The sequence below is a fragment of the Microcoleus pseudofavosus SVA1_A4 genome, from assembly GCF_036700565.1.
GTDB lineage: Bacteria > Cyanobacteriota > Cyanobacteriia > Cyanobacteriales > Microcoleaceae > Microcoleus.
In genome coordinates, this window is sequence record NZ_JAUBPE010000007.1 from 37,618 (window position 1) to 57,864 (window position 20,247).

Consider the following 20,247-nt stretch of genomic DNA (forward strand, 5'->3'; position numbering starts at 1 on the left):
GGTTTTATGAGGACTAAACTCCTCACTACAAACCCGATATAATATCGTTCTTATTGTGTTTCTGGATGGATGAGAGCTAGTATTTGATTGAAGTGAAACTCATTAGCTAATGCGGCTAAAGCGCTAGCTAAAGCGTCATTTCGATCGCGAATTAGTTCAATTTGGATAAGTATTAACTCTAAATCGCACTCAATTGTGGCTTTCTCTAAAGCTGCCAGCAAATCTGCGGGTAAAGCTGCAACAGTCTCTGGAGTGAGAGCTTCGATTTGAGTTGAGTCGGGAACACTCTCCGGTTCATCGTAAATGTAACGCACTCCGAGATGTTTGTGCAGGGTGGCAAAGATTTCTGTATCTCGAAAGGGTTTGTGGATAAAGTCATCGCAATCATCTGATGCAGTAACGGTTCGCGCTTCCTCGGCGTTACCGGCACTCACGGCAATAATTGCGGTAGCTTGACCTTTAACAGTGGCTTTAATGCGTTTCGTCGCTTCCTGTCCATCCATCACGGGCATCCACATATCCATAAAAATTAAGTGCGGCTCAAAACTCGACCATATGTCAATAGCTTCTATGCCGTTGCTGGCTTGTTTGAGTTCAAAGTCAAAGGCAGCGAGGAGTTCGATCAGCAGTTGGCGGTTGTCCGACCGATCGTCCACAATCAAAATACGATAGCGCGGTTGATTGGGTTCCAGGGCGATCGCCCGACGCGGTGCCTGTACGGGTTGAATGACCGCCACATCAACGGCGCTGACGGGGATATCAAACGCGAAGGTTGTGCCGGAGTGTACTTTGCTGCGCACAGTAATGATGCCGCCCATCAGCTTGACAAACTGTTGGCTGATAGCCAGCCCCAAGCCTGTTCCCTGCTGAGATATTTTCCCTGTTTTGGTTTGCACGAAGGCTTGAAAAAGCTTCTCTAACTCATCAGGAGCGATGCCGAAGCCAGTGTCTTCTATTTCAAAATGTAATTGATAATTACTGGTTGGTAATTGCTGATTTTCACCCTCCCTAACCGCACTTACTCTTACCGCAATGCCTCCCTCTTTCGTAAACTTAATGGCGTTAGAAAGTAGATTAATTAAAACTTGGCGCAACTTAAGTTGATCGGTTTGCACGTATTCGGGAATATCGCTAGAGCAGTTAAATATTAACTGCAAGTGTTGCTCCCGTGCCTGGAGTTGAAACATCTCTTCCACCTCGTTCAGCAGGCTGCTTAATTTAAAGTCTGTGGGGTTGAGGGTAATGCGTCCCGCCTCTATTTTGGCTAAATCTAATATTTGATCGATCAGAGCTAGCAAGTGTTCTCCGCTGCGGTTGATGATGCGGATATTTTCCTGCTGTTGGGGATTGAGGTTGGCAGAGCGCTGCATCAATTGGGAGAATCCCAGAATTGCGTTGAGGGGGGTGCGGAGTTCGTGGCTCATATTTGCCAGGAAAGTGCTTTTGGCGAGGTTGGCGGCTTCTGCTGCCCAGGCGGCTTGTTGGAGCTGTAGTGATTGCTGCTGAGTTGCTTCGAGCAATTGAGCTTGTTGTAAGGCGACTCCCAGTTGAATGCTAATTTGCAGCCCAATATTGATTTCTGCTTCGCGCCAAGTGCGGGGTGCAGAATTTTGATAGCTGGCGAGCAAACCCCAAAGTTGACTGCCGCAAAATATGGGGAAAATAACGTAGGATCTAGCTTGAAATTGTTTTAACACTTCCAGGTAACAAGGACTCAACCCAGCGCTGTATATGTCTTCAATTATGCGGTAAGGAACGCCTCTAGCGTACATACCGCCTTGATTTTTTTGTAGATAGGTATCCAGCACCGGTTCACCGCAGGCTTGCAGAGTTTTGACGGTACAGCTAGAGTCTTCTAAGAGATTGTTTGGCCAATTAAAATCGTCGGGTTGTTGCATCAGAGACATCCAGCCCGGAGCCATTGACTCGGCAACAAATTCCCCGCTCCAATCAGGATTAAAGCGATAGATACCGACACGATCGCACTTTAGGGTTTGTCGCAGTTCAGAGGTTGTGGTTTTGAATATTGTGTCAATATCTAAGGAGTGACGGATGCGATCGATGCTGCGGGCGATGGCTTGTTCCCGCTGCGCGCTTTCTCGCAAAGCTGACTCGGCTTGTTTGCGATCGCTAATATCCAAGACAGTGCCGAACAAACGGAGCAACTGCCCTTTTTCATCATAAACCGGTTTCCCTCTGACTTCAATGTAACTGAGCGAGCCATCTCTGCGGATCAGCCGCAGATCGATTTCAAAGCTTTGTCCTTTCATAGCTTTCTCGCGAAGTATTGTGAGATAGCGCGATCGATCTTCTGGATGAAAACGCTCGATTAATTGTTCGGTTGACAGCGGTTTTTGAGTCGGATCGAGCTCGTAAATGCGATAGAGTTCCTCACTCCAAGTGGTTGTTGCTGTGGCGAGATCGTGTTCCCAACTGCCAATACTGGCAATTTTTTGGGCTTCGAGCAGTCGCGATTCGGCCAACTGGCGATCGCTAATGTCGCGGGCTACCCAAACCGCAGAGCGATCGGACAGCGGCGAAATTTTAGCAGCAAACCAAACTTCTTGGTTATTAATCTGTAGACTGTAATCAAAACTAATCGTTTGTTGGATTTCCAATGCGTGTCGAACTTGAGCGAAATAAATCTCCTCGCTTTCGTCCTGAAAAAATAGTTCGATGATGGAGTCGCTCTGATTCGTCTGAAAGTTGTATTGAAAAATTCCCTTAGTCGGTATAATTTGGATGGTTTTTGCTCGCGGCTCTAAAATCAATACAATATCTGCGATCGACTCGAATATTTTCAGAACTTGCTCGGTAGAAGTGTAAAGTTTTTGTTCGAGCAATTTGCGATCGGCAATTTCATGTTGTAATACTTCGTTAGCACGAGCTAAGGCGCAGGTACGTTCTGCTACTTCGGCTTTTAAAGTGCGATTGTAGTCGGTTAAGATTTTTTCAGATTGTTTGCGCTGTGCGATGTTAGAAAAAATATTGATGGCATAAATAATGTTTCCGCCTGCGTCGAAAATTGGTGTGGCGCGCACCTCAAAAGGAATAAATTCCCCATCTCGATGAAGTTCTAAATCTTCCAGGAATACCGTTTCGCCGCGCAGCGCTCGGAATGCGGGCAGTTCTTCAGTTGGATACGGCTGGTTTTGGCGGTAGATTTGATAAACTTCTACTGCTTCTTCTAAAGTCCCATCGGGGATAGTTTCGACGCCGAGCCAATGCTTGGCAGTTTCGTTGAAGTACACGACTTTACCGGAGGCATCGTGGATAGATACTCCCGCAGGTATGGCTTCAATAAATTGCTTGAGTTGGCTCTCGCTCTGCGCTAAAGCTTCATTTAAAGATTTTTGGTCTGCAAAAGCCTGTTGCAGTTGCGCTGCCATAAGATTGAAGGAATTGGCGAGTTCTCCGACTTCATCCAAGCGTCTAATTTCTAACGGTCGATCCCAGTCGCCTTTTGCCACATTTTTGGCGGCCGTATTCAAGCGTCGAATTGGCTTTGTCACCCAACGGGAAGTCAACAATCCGATCGCGATCGCCAGCGGCAGCGTACCGACGCACAACCACAATGTGTTGCGGGTATTTGCTTGAAGGCGATCGATGAAATCAGACTCTGGCGCCACCACCACAATCAACCAATCCAAGCCGCGGGTATTTCGATAAGGAGTGACGCCGACAAACTGCCGCGAGCCCTTGCTCGTCAGGGTAAATTGCTGGGTTGTTTGCAGGGTGCGGAAGTTGCCAAATCGGTTGGCGAGTTGGCGAGCAATATCTCGCGTTCGGGCATCCTTGCTGTTGGTGGCTAGCAATGGCGTCGGTTGCTTTTTTGCTGGCGTCACCAAGGGTTTTTCTAGTGTTGATGTGGCAATCAGATTGCCCGATCGATCCATAATAAAAATATGTCCCGACGAGGAGAAGTGCAGCCTAGCCAGAAAGGTATTGATTTCCGAGGGCCCATCATTATCGGTGAGGCGATCGCGGGTACGTTCTCCTACTTGTTCGATTAGCTGATGCGCTACATCCTCGACTGCTTCCTGAGCGTTTTTGAAAGAAAGATAGCCCACTAGCCCGACTACACTTACCGTTTGCAAAACAAAGGGAACAATCAGAACCGTTCGCAGGGGAAGCTTGCTGAAAAGTTTGGCAACTGGGCGGTTGAGGGAATAAATGGGCATGGGTGTGAGGGAATTGCGCTCTTTATCGAATTTTAACTGCTGTAGCCTGCCTTTTCCCCCGGCAATTGGCGCGCCCTACAGGCTCTGAAATGTTCCTCCGGCTTCAATATAGCCAACTACCAGCGAAGATTGAGCGCGGATGTCAAAATTTGCTTCTGTCAGTTCTGTTTCTAGCTGTTTGGCTTTTGATTCATTTCTAGTGACAAAAACTGTCATAACTTCTCTATTTTTTTTCGGTGTCTCGGCAATTAGGTCATTAATTAAAAGCTCTATAAATGGCTTATTGGTTGGCAGAGAACTGCCCATTGTTTGAATTTTCACTTCTGTTTGATTTCCCTCTAAATCTGTCAAAGTCAAGCTAGAGTAGCTTTCGGGAAGTTTATTAATAGTTTGATTCGGGTGCTGGAAGTGCAACCATTTAACAACTGCTGCCTCTGTTACGGCTACAGATTCATGCAGCCGATCGACAAAAGTATAGAAAGCCTCATTATCTTCTCGGTGAGCAAGTACGTAAGCTCGCAATTCTTTTCGGCTCATAGTTTGAAAATTAGGTCTGTTCATCAGAGTATCTCCATTGCCCGTTAGGATAAATCTCTATTTCGATAGTTTCACCAGCCAAAATGTAGATGTTATATCAAATCCAGTAGCATCGGAATTATGTAGTGCGAGCGTCCCCGCTCGCGATCCACGCCGCGAGCGGGGACGCTCGCACTGACATTATCCAAATATATTATTCCGATGCAACCGGAAACGATATTATTTGTGCGTTCGTCGAGCCGCACTATAGCAATCCTAAATGATTTGAAAAATAGTACGCGAGCAAGATGCTCGCACTACAAGGATTCTGATCGGGATCGATTTTGCGACTGATTTAGGACTGCTATATGTAGATAGGCTGATACATATTTGTTAACTCGTAGCAAACTACAAAGCATTTGAGTAACTGCGCTGCTGTAGGAATAATTTTTGCTCCTTCACTCTCCCACTCTTTGTTGTTTAGTATACAGCAGTCAATCGATTTGAGATTTGAGATTTGAGATTGAAGAATTGAAGAATTGACCCCTGATAAATCCGGGGGCCCCGGACCAAATTACTTTTGGTCAGAGTTGGCAGTATCTCGCGGCTCGCCCTAATGCCAATTTGTTAACCGGGCTAAAACTGTGGCGAATTGAGCGGGTTCGATCGGCTTTGTTAAGTGTTCGTTGTAACCGGCCCCGATCGCCCGCTCTCGGTCTTGTTCGCTAGCATAAGCTGTCAGCGCCACGGCCGGCAAGCGCTTAATTGTGTCGGATGCGGACGATCGCACTTTGCGGATCAGCGAGTAGCCGTCCTCAACGGGCATACCGATGTCGCTGACTAAAATATCCGGCGGCGACTGCTGTAAAAAGTCGATCGCCTCCTGGGCCGAAGCAGCCGCAGTCGCAGTCGCCCCGAAATGTTCGAGCGCAACAGTCAAAAACTCGCGGTTGTCGGGTTCGTCGTCAACTACCAACACCTTTAAACCTGCCAAAATACCCTGACGCACGGCAGCGACTTTCCTTTCCCCTCTCAACTGCGGCTGCTGCCTCCGACGCTGTTTGAGCGGCAGCATTACCGTGAATGTCGCGCCGAGTCCCTCTCCGGGACTTTCGGCGCGCACAGTGCCGCCGTGGAGTTCCACCAAGTGCCGGACGATCGCCAATCCCAGTCCCAAACCGCTGTCAGCCCTAGTAATCGAGCCGTCTGCTTGTCGGAAGCGATCGAACACGTAGGGCAGAAACTCAGCAGAAATGCCTTTTCCGGTATCGCTGACAGTAATTTGCACGTAATTGGGAGATGGAGAATCGGTAACAGTTACGGCCGACAAGCGCAGTTCCACAGTTCCCCCCGAAGGCGTAAACTTGACGGCGTTAGTCAGCAAATTCGAGACTACCTGCTGCAACCTCTGGGCGTCGCCCCACATCAAGCCGACTGCGGGGTCAAATTCTTGCATAAGGGTGACAGACTTGGCATCGGCTGCAAAACGAACTGAATTCACAGCAACTTCGATCGTCTTTACCATGCCGAACCAGCCGGGTTTCAGAGCCAGCTTGCCTTGAATAATCCGGGAAACGTCGAGCAAATCTTCCACTAGCTGCGCTTGCACCCTCGACTGACGCTCGATCGCTTCCAAACCGCAAGCTAAAGAAGCTTCCGTGTACGGGCGGCCGCGCAGCATCTGCGCCCAGCCCAGAATCGCATTTAAAGGCGTCCGCAGTTCGTGGGAAAGAGTGGCTAGAAACTCGTCTTTGAGGCCGTTGATGGCTTCTGCTTGGGCTCTGGCGGCTTGTTCGCGATCGAGCAACTGAGCGCGTTCTGCGTCGGCTTGCTTGCGATCGCTGATGTCGGCGACGATCGACATACAGTTGATGTTGCCCTTGCCGTCGCGGACTGGAGTTGCCCACCAACCGATCTCGATCGAACTGCCGTCTTTCCTTTGGCGCTGGGTTTCCACTCCGGCGATCGCGTTTCCTTCGCGAATTCCTTTCAACTTCGCCATGAATTCCTGCCGCTTGTCTGCGGGAACGCTGGGCGCGAATTGACCTACCGCCTCTGATTCTGACCAGCCAAAAATCCTCTCGGCGGCTGGGTTCCACATTTTCACAGTGCCGTCGTCGGCACTCAAAACGGTAATTGCTAGGGGACAAGCCTGAATCAAGGCTTCCAAAGTTTGATTGATTTGCGATCGCGCTTCTTCTGCTTGTTTGCGATCGGTGATATCGACGTTCACCCCGATCATCCGCCAAGGCAAACCGCGATCGTCGGGAAACACCTTAGCCCTGCAAGCAATCCAGCCCACGCTTCGATCCGGGCGGCAGATGCGGAACTCAATGTTTAATTCCTCCCCGGACGCGCCCGCAGCCTGCACCTGCTGTTCGGTAACAGCGCGATCGTCTGGATGTACCATTTCCGCCCAACTTTGATAGCTGTCTAAACTGCCGGCCGGCAGCCCGTACAAAGCCTCTAATTCCGGGGTACACGCGACGGAGTTGGTTTGGACGTTCAATTCAAAACTTCCGATTTTGCCTGCTTGCTGAGCGATTTGCAGCCGTTCTTGATTCTTTTTGAGTTCTGCTTCCACCCGCGATATCTCGGTCAAGTCGATGTAGAATGCGACGATCGTCTCTGGTTCGCGGTTGTCCGGGCACAGGATCGTCCCGCCCATCAGAATCGGGACGCGGCTGCCGTCTTTGCGGATGTACTCTTTCTTGAAAGGAGTTGCGACTCCCTTAGCCCGCAGTTCCCCGGCCGCCTTGGCGTCGAGGTGCAGGTATTCGGGGGGGGTCATCCTGTCCCAGCGCATTTGACCGGAGAGCAAGTCCGAGCGGGTGTAGCCGACCATTTCGAGCAGGGATTCGTTGGCGTAGGCGATGCGGCCGGTAAAATCGCCGATCGCGACTCCGAAAATATTTGACTCGAACAGCCGCCGGAACATGGCTTCGCTTTGCTGGATTACCCGTTTTGCTTGCTTGCGATCGGTGATTTCGGCAACCACGCTGCTGACTCCCAACAGCGTTCCCGATTCATCGGTAACGGGGTAAAAGCTGACTTGCCAATCCCGCAAAACTCCCGGCTGTTGCAGGGTTTCGGCCTTAATTTCCAAGTCGAGCACGGGGGTTTGCGTCGCGATCACTTGGCGGTAAATCGGCTCTAGCATATCTGCCATTTCGGGAATCGCTTCTCTGACGGTGCGCCCGATGCGATCTGCGATCGAGCGGCCGTCGATCGCAGCGAGGCATTTGTTGATGCGGATGTAGCGCATATTGGTATCCACAAAGGACAGCCCGACCGGTGTGGTGTTGTAAACTAAATCGAGTTCTGCTAGTTGGCGGCGAATGCGTATTTCGTTTTCTCGAAGCTGGTTTTGGGCTTGTTTGCGATCGGTGATATCGAGCACGAAGAACGATCCTTTGTCTGTGCATCCTTGCAAGTTTCCGGCTCCGACTAAAATTGGGAAGCGCGTCCCGTCTTTGCGGATGTATTCTTTTTCATAAGGCGCGCAACTTCTCGATCCTGCGATTTGCGCCATAGCGGCGCGATCGAGTTCTCCGTATTCCGGCGGCGTGATCTCGACCCAACTAATCTGTCCCGAAACTAATTCTTCCCTCGTATATCCGATCATTTCCAGCAAGGCGTCATTAGCTTCAGTAATTTCGCCGTTGGCATCCCAGAAACCGATGCCGATCATGTTAGATTCTACCACGCTGCGGAAGCGCATTTCGCTTTCTGTCAAAGCTAATTCTGTTTGTTTGGCTGCGGTAATTTCTGCGACAATTATCCCGGCTCCGATTATTTCTCCCTTTTCATTTTTCACTGGGTAGTAGTTGGCTAGCCAATGGCCGAAATAGCCCGGTTTCCCCTGACATTCGCCGCTAACTTCTACGTTTAAAACAGGCTGACCGGTTTCTAAAACTTGTTGAATTATCGGTGCCAATTGGGCGGCGGATTCTGGCAAGAATTGGCGGAAGTCTTGCCCGATATGCTGTTCTGCTGGCAAACCGTTGAGTTCTGCTAAGACTTGATTGATGCGGATGAAGCGCATTTGGCGATCGAGAAAGCAAATCCCTAGGGGAGATGCTTCTAGCAGCGAGTCAATTAAGGCGAAGGATTCCGATGTTTGAGATAGTGCTTGCTGCGCTTCTGCGTAAAGTCTGGCGTTGTCGAGGGCGATCGCCACGCGGTATGCTAAATCTTCTAGCATTGCCATGTCTCCTGCACTGTAGCGGCGGCCCAACTTTGAGGTAAAGCAAGTGATGGAACCCATTACCCGCCCGCGGGCTTTTAGCGGTACGCAAGCGTGAGATCCGATATTGAGCGATCGCAATATTTCGATTTCTGCTGCATTTTCGGCTCCTGCTGCTAAAATTTCCTCATCCACTTCGGCAATTAGTTCGGATTTTCCGCTGCGGATTACCAGCGGATAGCCGTTAACAGCACCATCGGCGATCGGGTTGCGGATTCTCAAGTTATTCAGACTATCAACTATAGAGGCTTCTGCGTGAGCCGCAGCGACTCGGCGCACTTTTGAGTCGGTTTCGATCAAATGAATGCAGCACCCGTCGGCGATCGAATTTACCGCTAATTCTGCTACATTTTGCAGCACCGTTTCCCCGTCAAACGCAGCAGCCAGCATTTTGCTGACTTCTGCTAAAAATGCCGAGCGCTGCTGTTCTATTTCCGCTTTTTCTCTCGCTGTTTGCTCGATTGTTAACTGCAATCTTTGAGTTTCTGCAAGTTTGAGTTCTGTGATATCGCGGGCGACAATTAAGGCTGATTCTGGTACGCCGTGTTTGCCAAATTCTGGAACTACGCGGGATTGATAACTTCGGATGCCGTCGGTTGAGAAAGCCTGAAATTCGATGATTTCTTCTCGACCTGTTTCTAACACTTTATGCACGGTTTCATCCCACACCTGGCACAAGTCTGGCGGCATTCCTATTTCTTGACTGGTTTTTCCCAGGAAGAATGAAAGCGGTTTTTCTTGGCTGATTTCAACTGCTTTGTTGACATACATATAACGCAGTTCTTTGTCCGTGCGGATAATGATATCTGGCGTATTTTCTAGTAGCGTTCTCAGTTGCTGTTCGCTGCTTGACAAAGCTGCTTGCGCTTGTTGTCTTTCGGTGACATCTCTCACCGTGCCCACGTGTCCGATGAGTTCGCCGGAGTCGGAGAACATCGGCGAGGCACAAACGTTAATCCAGCGCACAATCCCCTCTGGTGTTTGCAAGCGATACTCGATCGCATCTTCCCCACCTTCCCGAGTATAATCCCGCCATCGGGCCAATACGCGATCGCAGTCTTCCGGGTGAATGCAATTCTCCCAACCGTCTCCTAAAAGTTCTGCCAAACTCAAGCCGCAAATAGCCTGAGTGCGAGGGTTTGCATAGGTGTAGCGCCCCTCAAAATCCGCCATAAAAATGCCGACCGGCGAACAGGAACTCAAACAGCGAAATCGTTCTTCTTGAGCTTGCAGCGCTTCTTTAGCTACTGTCAGTTCGGCCGTTCGCTGTTTGACGCGGGTTTCTAACTTAGCGTAAGATAAAGCCAGTGCCATTTCTGCTTCTTTGCGGTCAGTAATATCGATGCCACTTGCTATCACATATTCTACCAAACCTTGACCATCGAGCGTCACAGTATTAGACCAAGAAATGAAGCGCTTCGATCCGTTTTTGGTGCGCCAATAATTTTGATATTCGCTGTAAAGTTGTTCCGAGTTGAGTTGGGTGAAAACTGTTTTAACTGGATCTACTTCTTCAGGAATTAAGAACAAATCCCAAACATATTTATTAACAACTTCTGCTGCCGAGTAGCCTGTTGTTTTTTCGCAAGCTTGGTTGAAGCGAACAATCCGTCCTTGGCTATCGAGAACTACAATCAAGCAAGCCGTTGTGTCAATTAGTTTGGAAATAATTTTGCGTTCTATTTCTACTTCTTGTTCTGCGGACTTTAAGCCAGCATACCAAACGCTAACCATTGCAGCGGCAAAAAGTAAGATTGCAGGAGTTGCCTTGAGTGCCAACACTAACAGAGTTGTCAGCAGTAAGGCCGTGGTGGCGCTAAATGTAGCAATGCTGTAAGATTTAATGGGCAAAGGCAAGACCTGGAACCGACTCATTTTTGTTGACCTGTAGCGATGGCGCGATCGCCCTACTTCTTGTGCCGATGAAACAACATTGCTAAAACTAAGCTAAAACTAATTATCTATTTTTTCTATACCAAACCACATTTGTCTGGCCCGTGCCATCTTCCAAGAGACAGATTTGCACTTCTGATTGGTGCTGAATAAGCTACTATTACAGGTGAAGGGACAAATTGGATAAGCTGATTTCTGGGAGGAACTTAGCGTGAATAACAAGCTGGCAAAAATTATCGGATTATTTTTCGCAGCCGCCACCGTCTTCGGATTCATAGGTTACGCGCTTCAAAATCCCAACTCGGCCAGCAATTCAGTAATATCGTCGATCGGCTTTCCCAATCTTACCCCAGCCACCGCCAGTGCGATCGACAACAAGCGAGACCAAATCTACCTCAACGGCACCTGGCAATTTGTCCCCGCCATTGGCAACCCCCAAAGTCCCCCCGCATCCCCCAGTTGGGGCTCCATCCAAGTACCCGGAGACTGGCAAGAAGAAAAAAGCGAATTCGTACCCGGAATCATCACTCGCGGCACCGGCAATTCTTGGGAAAAATTCAACAGCAAACAACTATCAAAAGCCTGGTATCAGAGAAATATAGAGATTCCCGGCGACTGGAAAAACCGCCGAATTTTTATCGATTTAGCCAGAGTCAGTACCGATGCAGTCATCTTTGTAAACGGCAATAACTGCGGTCAAATCGAATGGCCGTACGGCACTGTTGAGATTACCAAAGCAGCAAAACCAGGTCAAAATACAATATCTATCTTAGTTGCGGCAGTATCCGACGAAAAAGACAAAGCCGTGATTATGAGTCCCACAGAAATTTATACAACAAAATCCAACTTGCAATCGCGGGGAATCATCGGCGAAGTGCGGATTCTGGCCGTTCCCCCAGGCCCGCTAATTAGCGACGTATTCGTCCAAACTTCCACCAGAAACAAGCAAGTTAAATTAGATGTAGAACTCAAAGACGTTACCCAAAACGGTCAAGTTCAACTTGTCGCTCAAATGCTCGACGAAAAAGGCAAAATCGAACAAAACTTTACAGGAACTGCCAACGTTCAAGCTAAACCAATTCAAACCGTACAAGTCCAGTGGAATTGGCCAAATCCCCGCCTCTGGGATGTCGGTCAACCAAACCTTTACACCCTGCAATTAGCAGTAAAAGGAAGTGGCATTGATACGCAATACAACCAACCTTTCGGCTTCCGAGAATTTTGGGTAGAAGGGCGAAAGTTTTTCTTAAACGGAACCGAATTTCGCCTGCGACCAAACTTGCATTCCGATACTTGGGAAGGTGGCACAGTAGAAGTTTCTGACAGTTTAATTGACGGCTATGTAAAAGCCGGTTTTAATATAACAGAAATCTGGCCTTGGAATCACGACGAACGCGGAAAATGGCATTTCCGAGAACTATTTTCGGAACGCGCCGACCTCAAAGGTTTTCCAATTATGGCTCCCGCTTTAGACATTACTCCCATCGCTTGGAGCGAACAGTGGAATAACCGCCAAATAATAGACCGCTGGAAAGCGCGAATGACTACAGAAATGCGCCGCTACCGCAATCATCCCTCAGTATTAATGTGGGCGACAAGTCCCAACTATTTCGGCAGCGGTGACGATCAAAATCCCCGCCGCATCGGCAGAAAAAAAATAGAAGGAACTCTCGGCCCCGTGGAAAACCAGCGGATGCGCGCCAAAACCCCGCTGGGAAATGAGGCCTTTGCTGCTATGAAATCCGTCGATCCAACCAGACCTGTAATGGTACATCAAGGCGGCACTTTTGGCGATGTTTATTCTCTCAATTCTTATTTAAATGTCATGCCGTTGCAAGAAAGAGAAGAATGGATTTCCGAATGGAGCAAAACCGGAGAAATGCCCTACATGGTGGTAGAATTTGGCACGCCTCTACACGCAACAATGATGCGCAACCGCCAAGGTTTTAATAAGGTGATTGTCAGCGAACCTTGGATGACCGAGTTTGCGGCGATTTATTTTGGGAAACAAGCTTACGAGTTGGAAACTCCGGCTTATAAAGGTAAAGTTCGGGAGCAATTTGTCAAAGATCAAGAGTATAAAAGCTGGCATATGAACAAGGAGTTAGATTTTGCACCGGCTTTTCAAAAGTTGCAGCAGTTATTCAGTACGAATACTTGGCGGAGTTGGCGGACTTTTGGGATGTCTGGGGGGATGATTCCTTGGCAAGAAGGACACGGTTGGGAGGTTTCGGATGCTGGCAGAACTAAGGTGGATATTGGGGAATTTCAACCTGGTCGCCGGGGCGTTTATTTGAAGCAAGTGTCGAATAATCTTTTGCATTATTGGCAGCCAGAAGCTTACAATATGTATCCGGGAGGCGAGGCAATTGTGAATAATAATAGCTCCACCTTGGCTTGGATTGCTGGTGCTAATCAGGCTTTTACTGCAAAAGATCGCAGCTTTTTTGCAGGCGGAAAATTGGCTAAGCAAATAGTGTTAATTAACGATACGCGGGCGAAACAAGATTTTGCGTTTAATTGGCGAGTCTTGGTGGGGGGAGAAGAAGTGGGAACTGGGGAGAAGAAGGGAAGTATTGAGACAGCAGGCACGCTGTTTTTCCCAATTGACGTGAAATTACCAAATACAGTTTCTAGCAAGGCTGACGGCGAAATTCGCTTGACTGCGCGAGTGGGCGATCGCCCGCATTCTGATACATTTGCTTTCCGGGTATTTTCCACTCCATCCAAAGTCAAGGATGCGGTGGCAATCTTCGATCCAGTTGGCAAAACATCGGCAATGTTAAAACAGTTAGGTTATCCGCTTGTGCCGTGGAACGGTTCGCAAGTTTCATCGCTATTAATTATCGGTAGGGAAGCGTTTTCTAGCGGGCAAAATTTCCCGGGAAATTTAGAAACTTTCGTGCGTAGCGGCGGCAAAGCAATTGTATTTCCCCAGCGCCGGGAATGGCTGAGAAATATGGGTTTGCGGGTTGCCGAACACGTCAGCCGCCGCGCGTATCCAGTTGACAGCAACCACCCGGCAGTTAGCGGTTTGGACGATGCAGATTTGCGCGATTGGATCGGGGAAAGTACCCTGATTGAAGCGTATCCCGATACGATTCAAACCGGGGCAAGATTGAGTCCGTCAAATATGCCTTGGTACGGCTGGCATTGGGGAAATCGCGGCGGTGTCAGCAGCGCTTCAATAGAGAAGCCGCACCGCAGCGGTTGGCGGCCAATTTTGGAATCTGAGTTTGATTTAGCTTATTCGCCGCTGATGGAATTGGACTACGGAAAAGGGCGATTGATATTAAATGAGTTGGATTTGGAAGACCATTTTGCTGCGGATGGTGGGGCGGCGCAATTAGTGCAACAAATTGTGAGTTACGGGATGAATTCCCCGGTGTTGGGGAAGCCGGATAAGGTGGTTTTAATTGGGGGAGATGCGGATGCGAAGAAGTTGGATAGTTTGGGGGTAATTTATCAGCGGGCTAATGCGCTTTCTCAGGATGTTGGTTTGGCCATTGTGGGGGCTCAAGCGAATCTGAAAGATGCTGATTTGCGCGGTTATTTGAATGCTGGCGGGAAGGCGTTTTTCCTCCCGCGTCAAGTGCCGGCTGCGGGTTTGGGCGTGGGTTTGCAGCAAGCGAAGGATTTCGGCGGTTCGCTGGCGGTTCCGAGTTGGGATGAGGTGAAGGGGGTTAGCAGTTCGGATTTGCGATCGCGCTCTTTTTATGATACTTGGTTGATAAAGTCTGGGGGAGAAATCGGCGCTGGCGGTTTGTTAAGTCGGGTTGCTGTAGGTAAGGGTGTGGCGATTTTTTCTCAGATTGACCCGGATAGTTTGAATGCTGATGCTAAGACTTATTTGCGCTTTACTCGCTGGCGGCAAACTCGGGCGAATGCTCAGATTTTGGCTAATTTGGGGGCGAGTTTTAAGGCGGATGGGGTTGTTTTTAATGGTTCTAGTCAGGAGTTTTATCACTCGGATTATAAGACGGATTTTGAGATGGGGGATGATCCTTATCGGTATTATAGATGGTAGGATTTTTTAACCGCAGAGGGCGCAGAGGGCGCAGAGGAAAAGAAGAGAGAATCGATCGCAGTAGGGAAACGGCACTGCCGTGTCCTCTATCTCTGCTAGCTTACCTGAAAAATGCTGTATCACAGGTCAAAGTGTCGCCGGAAGCGGGGGTCTAGTTTGTCGGTTTTCTTTTGGTTGCAGGTGAGGCAGAGGGTTTGCAGGTTGCTGATGTCGTTGCTGCCGCCGCGGGCTAGGGGGATGATATGATCGATCGACAGTTGGGTTTCTAGTTTGGTTTGGCCGCAGCTTTGGCATTGATATTTATTGCGGGTAAATACGTATTTTCTGACTTCTGGTGGAATAGGGATTCTAGGGATTTTAGTCATGAATTATTGGGTTGATTTTCATGGTTTAGTAGTTGGCGGCGCAAATCATCAAGGGGTGATTCTGGCGGGCTGATTTCTGACTCGTTGTTTTCTGGTGTTTCTTCAACTTCTGGTTCGTCAGGGCAAAATTCTATAGTGACATTGAGTTTGAGCTTAATCTTTCCTTTCTTCCAGCCCGGAGCACCCACTCTGAGAATTTCACAATCTATACCTTCACCAAACCAGTTCTCATATAAACGACGTGTTTGATCGGTAGTTAAAGCTACATCAATATTTAGGGCTTGCTGGCTTAATAACTGATTGAGTGTTTGTCCTAACCCATTTTCAGGCAAAACTCTATTTACTGTTTCCTTAAGTTTTTCTATTTTAAGCATTGCGTTACCAAAAGATAAAGCATCATCATTACCACAGTTGTGAAAATCAAATTTATCTTCCATATTCTTCCCACCCTCGCTTAAGTCCTATTTAATCTACTATTTCTAATTCCAAAGCTACCATCAAACACCGATTAACGTGGTTTATAGCCTCATTTGAAAGGGAACCGAGTTTCCGGGTAATCATTGACTTGTTGAGGGTAAAAATGGACTCGCACCTAACTACCGACTGAACTCTAATACCAGCTACTACAATTTCATCTCCTGTTATCAAATATTGAGCCACCGTCAAAGGGCGAGTTGTCTTAGAAGTACAAGGTACAACCATCACGTCCTCAATAATTTGGTTGAGATTATCTGCCGAAATTATCACAGCCGGACGCAGTTTAAACTGTGTTAGCTGAGTAGAAGGCATTGGCACTTGAGCCAACACTACATCACCCCGCCGTAAGTTCATCGGCAAATAGTTCGTCATAAATGTCATTTTCCGCACTCAGCCAATCTTGATAAGCTTGGGATACAAGCATCGGTTGAACAGATTCTTTCCCACTTTTAAAGACAAGCGCTAGGTTCAGAAGTATGGCTAGCTTCTCATCGGGAAGTTGCTCGATTATTGTGAGAAGCTTTTGGCGAATGTTCATAGGATTAAAGTCGCTCTTTGTTAGCTATTATAGCACAATCATTCACCATCCACCGAAACACTATCATTTTGTCCAATTACAGGTAACAAATGCTCGTGCAACTTCATCGCCTGCAAACAGCTATTAATCCCAGAAACCGCCCGATCGTACTTTTCGATCTTTTCATCATTCTCCCCTTGCAGCCGCTGGTTCCGAGCGATTTTCTCCTCCGCCTCCTGCGCCAAAGTTTGCTCCAAATAATCGCGGGCTTGACTGTATTTCTGCAAAATATCATCCGCTTGCTTTTCGGCCATCGGTAACAAATGATCTTTCAGCGTCTTATTAACAGTTTGCCGGAAAGTTTGTCGGATGGTTTTAGATACTTTTGGCTCGAAATCTAAGCGCAACAATTGCCGAATTGCCGGTTGGGCATCTACCATGTTTTCGCAGTCGTAACCTTGAGATGTTTGCTGCAATGTTTGCCGGAATTGATAAATCGAAAACGTGTCTTCGTCGTAAAAACGGGGGCTTTCTCGCACGTAGCGATCGCACTCAACGCCAGCCGCATTTATCAAAGCATCAGAAACCCGCTTTGACAGCTCATCTAACTGCTGTTCAATTCCCCCGTCATTCCCCAACAATCGATACAGAAGTCGATAATATTCAGATTTGCGAACGCTGTCTTTCAAATACTGGAAAAAATTGGCAACCAGCGACGCCGTAGACTCTACTAAAATATCTTCTAACTGATTTGCTAAATAGTAAAGCGCCTCAACTAAAACAGCAATTAAAGGTGCTGTAGCATTGCGGGGATGAGTCAGCACAGTGCGCCCGTAAGCTGCCTCAACTGAAAAGCTATCTAGCAATTCATCCAAGCGCCGGATCATCCGAGATTGCAGTTGCCGAAAATCTGTATCAAAAATATCGCATTTATTCATAATCATTTCATTGATTTCTGTGGCGATATGTTCCCGAAAATCCTGTCCTACTTGCTGCAATTCTTGATTTAAGCGTAAAAGTTCCTGTGCTTTCATCGCTTCAATTTCGCGGGGTTGGCTGTCCAAATTCCGCTGGATTGTTTGGTAGTGTTTTCGCAGTTGAATGCACAAGTCTTCCAAGTCGTCGGCGAGATTTTTGAACAGTTGCGGGCGTTTTTCTTCGGTGAGGTAGCGGGTGATGGCTGTGCGAAAATCTTCGATGCCGCTATCTTGAATTAATTGGTCGATTAACGGTTTTCCTTGTTCTGCAAGAATCCGCACGTAGTTTTCATTTGGTGTTTCGTAGCTGTTAACTGAAATCCGAAATTTGCTGGGAGAAAGTTTGCCGGAATTCGCACAGTAGCGGTTAAATTCGCTGATAAATTGCGGAGTTTCTTCACTCTTTTCGATAAAATCTGAATCTAACTTAATATCTAAATCAACCCGCCCCTGACTTGCGGCAAATATTGTATTTAAACCAAAGCGATCGCGCGTTGTGGTATTTTTAATCAAACTGCCGTAAAATCCCAACAATCCGCTAGTTTTGTACACTCTCGCAGTATCGCGAAAGTCGGAATTAATCAGATTTTCTAAGCGCTGTCGCAGTTGAGTGTTGTACCAAGTTTCGTCGATGCGGTTGAAAATGTAAAAAAGCCGATCGCGAATTCCCGGATTTCCCCGCGTTTTTTCCATCAACTCGGTTTCTTCCGTCGTCATTTCCCCCGACGAAGCTGCTTTCAAAACGCAGACAACCGCCGAAGTATCGGGGCTTTCAATCTTATCATAAGTCAATTCCGCATCCCGCTGTACGGGCGCATCAATTCCCGGCGTATCGATAATAATATTGCCGTCTTGTAGCAACGGATGATAACAATAATACTCTACGCGCTTCAGCACCGCACTGTTGCTACCGCGACGGGCGTAGCTAGCAGCTTCCTTGAGATTGGAAAAGTTAAACTGTTCCATCGAGTAGGTGGCATTTTCGAGAGTGTGGATGCGATCGCGATTTGCCTCAAAACCTTCTAACAGCAGCATCAAAGCCTTAGCTTGTTTGGCTAATTCCGATTTATTTTCGCCGCCTTCTTTTTCAAGAATTATGTTACATCCCTTGCACAAAAGCGGCACTACATCTGTTTGATTAATATTAAGTTCAGTAGTTAAACCTAACTTTTCGCAAAGAGCATACGCTTGCTCTCGAATCTCAACTTCACTCAAAAAAGTGAGGACAACTCGCTCTTTTTCAGGCTCAGCAAAGGCGATATAACATTCAGTACCAGTCGCGTGTCCTTCAGCACTGTAGAGCAATTCTCGCTCTAACAAAGCATTAATCAGCATCGATTTTCCCGCACTGAAAGCACCTGCAAACACAATCTCAAACTCAGGGGAAATTGCTTTTTTTAATGAAGCTTGCACCGCTGTAATATCTTGTTGTCGCAAAGACGATTCTTGACGCAGCAGTTGCAGTAAAGAGTCAACTTGTTCTTGCAGGTTTTTGCATTGAGGTGGCATTTGAGTCATTGTGGCAGAATGCTCCCGATTGTGGAAAAATTACCTTAATGTTAATTATCGGCTATTTCAGCAATAATTACAACAGTAACTTTACGTAAATATTATCGAAAATTTCCTCTTTTCTTAGATAGCCGACTTTTTAAAGAAGTCGGCTATCTAATTATTCTGTACTGAAGGATGAATCTCAGAGAATTTGGTAATTAATAAAAACAGCTATCTGTGTATCCGTGATTTTCGTGTCGTGCTGTTGTTCATTGGTAAGGTACGCAGCGCGCACCTACACTACTTTAATCAAACGATCGGCATAAGACAATTGTAAAGATAACATATAGATCGCTGAAAAATAGCCATATTTGCATAATTACCGCCGATATCAACTCGCTACCAACTATCAATGTATGGGTATCGGTTAGGAATTGGGATGGAGTCTGGGTTATTCATTTGATGCTCTTCCCAATCTATATAACCTGTCATTTGCCCATTTCCCCAATAAAACTCAAGGAGACAGATAGATTGTGGTTTAACGGGACATTTTTTTATAGGAAGCGGGTTGTCATAGAGGTGGAGTTTAGTTAGCTTGGTTAGCGATCGAAGTTGACTGAAATCTTTGATTTGATTGCCAGGAAGGTAAAGGTGCGTGAGAGTGGTCAAAAATTTCAGCGACTCGATATTTGATATTTGATTGCTGCCAAGGTCAAGTTTAGTGAGGTTGGTCAGAAATCGCAATGGACTAATGTCAGAAATTTTATTATACATAATATCTAGTTCGGTTAGATTACTTAAAGATGCCAGCGGGCGAAGGTCTGAAATTTGATTTTGACTAATGCCGAGTGCGGTTAAATGTTTCAGAAATTTAAGTGGGTCGATTTGGGATATTTTATTGCTTCCAAGATCGAGTCTGGTTAGGTTTGTGAGAAATTTTAAAATGCTGATGTCTGAAATTTCATTGTTACTGAGAGATAGTTCGGTTAAGCCTGTCAGATATTTAAGAGGCTCGATATCTGTAATTTCATTGTCACTGAGGTTAAGCTTGGTTAGTTTGGGGAGAAATTTCAGCGACTTAAGATCGGAAATTCGATTTCCAATAATAGTGAGTTTTACCAATTTATTTAAATGTTGTATCTTGCTAAGATCGATAGTTGGTTTTGCGGAATCATCTCCAGACTGGAGGATGTTCTTATTTTGTACAATATATAATTCAGTCAGGTTTGGTGAAAATTGCAAGCGATTAATATTATCTACTTCTGTTCTAATCAGGAAAAGTTTAGTTAATTTTTTTAAGTCTTGTAAAGGAGTGATATCTTTTGTAGTTGGCTGATTTGTGGGTGCCGAACACCCAAAAAAATATGAAGTTACCAAAACAAAAAAGAATGCGATCGCTCCAACTAAGCAAAAATTTCGTTTTCGAGCGCAGCTAACTTTCACCATCATACTTTAAGCCTCCCAATATTTACTTTCACTTTCTGGTGTAGGGTGCGTCGCCCTCGAATAGCTTTAGATCGTAACGAAAATTTCCGCCGCGACGCACCTTACAAAATA

General features: G+C 47.0%; 12 protein-coding genes. 1 reads left to right on the forward strand and 11 read right to left on the reverse strand.

Annotated features, from left to right (window positions below):
• Positions 1–50: 50 nt before the first annotated feature.
• The 5 genes from QUA02_RS04925 to QUA02_RS04935 all read right to left on the reverse strand — a co-directional run bounded on the left by QUA02_RS04925 (position 51) and on the right by QUA02_RS04935 (position 10,818).
• Complete coding sequence (locus QUA02_RS04925) at positions 51–4,181, reverse strand: ATP-binding protein (protein WP_333025748.1); 4,131 nt, start codon at positions 4,179–4,181, stop codon at positions 51–53.
• A gap of 75 nt (positions 4,182–4,256) precedes the next feature.
• Positions 4,257–4,742, reverse strand: coding sequence for a DUF6887 family protein (locus tag QUA02_RS04930; RefSeq protein WP_333025749.1), 486 nt, complete (start codon positions 4,740–4,742; stop codon positions 4,257–4,259).
• Complete coding sequence (locus QUA02_RS33550; protein WP_445305144.1) at positions 4,729–4,809, reverse strand: DUF6888 family protein; 81 nt, start codon at positions 4,807–4,809, stop codon at positions 4,729–4,731. The genes QUA02_RS04930 and QUA02_RS33550 overlap by 14 nt, the downstream gene beginning before the upstream one ends.
• A gap of 252 nt (positions 4,810–5,061) precedes the next feature.
• Positions 5,062–5,229 carry a DUF6888 family protein gene (locus QUA02_RS33555; protein ID WP_445305145.1) on the reverse strand — a complete coding sequence of 56 codons (168 nt, stop codon included), beginning with the start codon at positions 5,227–5,229 and terminating at the stop codon, positions 5,062–5,064.
• Positions 5,230–5,310: 81 nt separating this feature from the next.
• The gene (locus QUA02_RS04935; RefSeq protein WP_333025750.1) at positions 5,311–10,818 is read right to left on the reverse strand and encodes a PAS domain S-box protein; all 5,508 of its coding nucleotides are present in this window, start codon (positions 10,816–10,818) and stop codon (positions 5,311–5,313) included.
• 229 nt (positions 10,819–11,047) lie between these two features.
• Here QUA02_RS04935 and QUA02_RS04940 point away from each other — a divergent pair, with 229 nt between their 5' ends.
• Positions 11,048–14,863, forward strand: coding sequence for a glycoside hydrolase family 2 protein (locus QUA02_RS04940; RefSeq protein WP_333025752.1), 3,816 nt, complete (start codon positions 11,048–11,050; stop codon positions 14,861–14,863).
• 119 nt (positions 14,864–14,982) lie between these two features.
• Here QUA02_RS04940 and QUA02_RS04945 read toward each other — a convergent pair whose 3' ends face one another.
• The 6 genes from QUA02_RS04945 to QUA02_RS04970 form a co-directional block, all read right to left on the reverse strand.
• A complete protein-coding gene (locus QUA02_RS04945; protein ID WP_333025754.1) occupies positions 14,983–15,228 on the reverse strand; it encodes an HNH endonuclease in 246 nt (81 codons plus the stop codon).
• A complete protein-coding gene (locus tag QUA02_RS04950; RefSeq protein WP_333025756.1) occupies positions 15,225–15,665 on the reverse strand; it encodes a KGK domain-containing protein in 441 nt (146 codons plus the stop codon). Before QUA02_RS04950 ends, QUA02_RS04945 begins: the two co-directional genes overlap by 4 nt.
• A gap of 28 nt (positions 15,666–15,693) precedes the next feature.
• Positions 15,694–16,077, reverse strand: coding sequence for a type II toxin-antitoxin system PemK/MazF family toxin (locus QUA02_RS04955; protein WP_333025757.1), 384 nt, complete (start codon positions 16,075–16,077; stop codon positions 15,694–15,696).
• Entirely contained in the window at positions 16,040–16,243 is a 204-nt protein-coding gene (locus QUA02_RS04960; protein WP_333025759.1) for a hypothetical protein, read from the reverse strand. Before QUA02_RS04960 ends, QUA02_RS04955 begins: the two co-directional genes overlap by 38 nt.
• A 38-nt stretch (positions 16,244–16,281) precedes the next feature.
• Positions 16,282–18,717, reverse strand: a complete 2,436-nt coding sequence (locus QUA02_RS04965) for a dynamin family protein (RefSeq protein ID WP_333025760.1) — start codon at positions 18,715–18,717, stop codon at positions 16,282–16,284.
• Positions 18,718–19,089: 372 nt separating this feature from the next.
• Entirely contained in the window at positions 19,090–20,139 is a 1,050-nt protein-coding gene (locus QUA02_RS04970; RefSeq protein ID WP_333025761.1) for a leucine-rich repeat domain-containing protein, read from the reverse strand.
• Positions 20,140–20,247 lie beyond the last annotated feature (108 nt).

Bases quoted from the DNA above. Each gene is read 5' to 3' on its own strand.
- QUA02_RS04925 (WP_333025748.1), bottom strand. From the start codon at position 4,181: ATGCCCATTTATTCCCTCAACCGCCCAGTTGCCAAACTTTTCAGCAAG.
- QUA02_RS04930 (WP_333025749.1), bottom strand. From the start codon at position 4,742: ATGAACAGACCTAATTTTCAAACTATGAGCCGAAAAGAATTGCGAGCT.
- QUA02_RS04935 (WP_333025750.1), bottom strand. From the start codon at position 10,818: ATGAGTCGGTTCCAGGTCTTGCCTTTGCCCATTAAATCTTACAGCATT.
- QUA02_RS04945 (WP_333025754.1), bottom strand. From the start codon at position 15,228: ATGACTAAAATCCCTAGAATCCCTATTCCACCAGAAGTCAGAAAATAC.
- QUA02_RS04950 (WP_333025756.1), bottom strand. From the start codon at position 15,665: ATGGAAGATAAATTTGATTTTCACAACTGTGGTAATGATGATGCTTTA.
- QUA02_RS04955 (WP_333025757.1), bottom strand. From the start codon at position 16,077: ATGACGAACTATTTGCCGATGAACTTACGGCGGGGTGATGTAGTGTTG.
- QUA02_RS04960 (WP_333025759.1), bottom strand. From the start codon at position 16,243: ATGAACATTCGCCAAAAGCTTCTCACAATAATCGAGCAACTTCCCGAT.
- QUA02_RS04965 (WP_333025760.1), bottom strand. From the start codon at position 18,717: ATGACTCAAATGCCACCTCAATGCAAAAACCTGCAAGAACAAGTTGAC.
- QUA02_RS04970 (WP_333025761.1), bottom strand. From the start codon at position 20,139: ATGATGGTGAAAGTTAGCTGCGCTCGAAAACGAAATTTTTGCTTAGTT.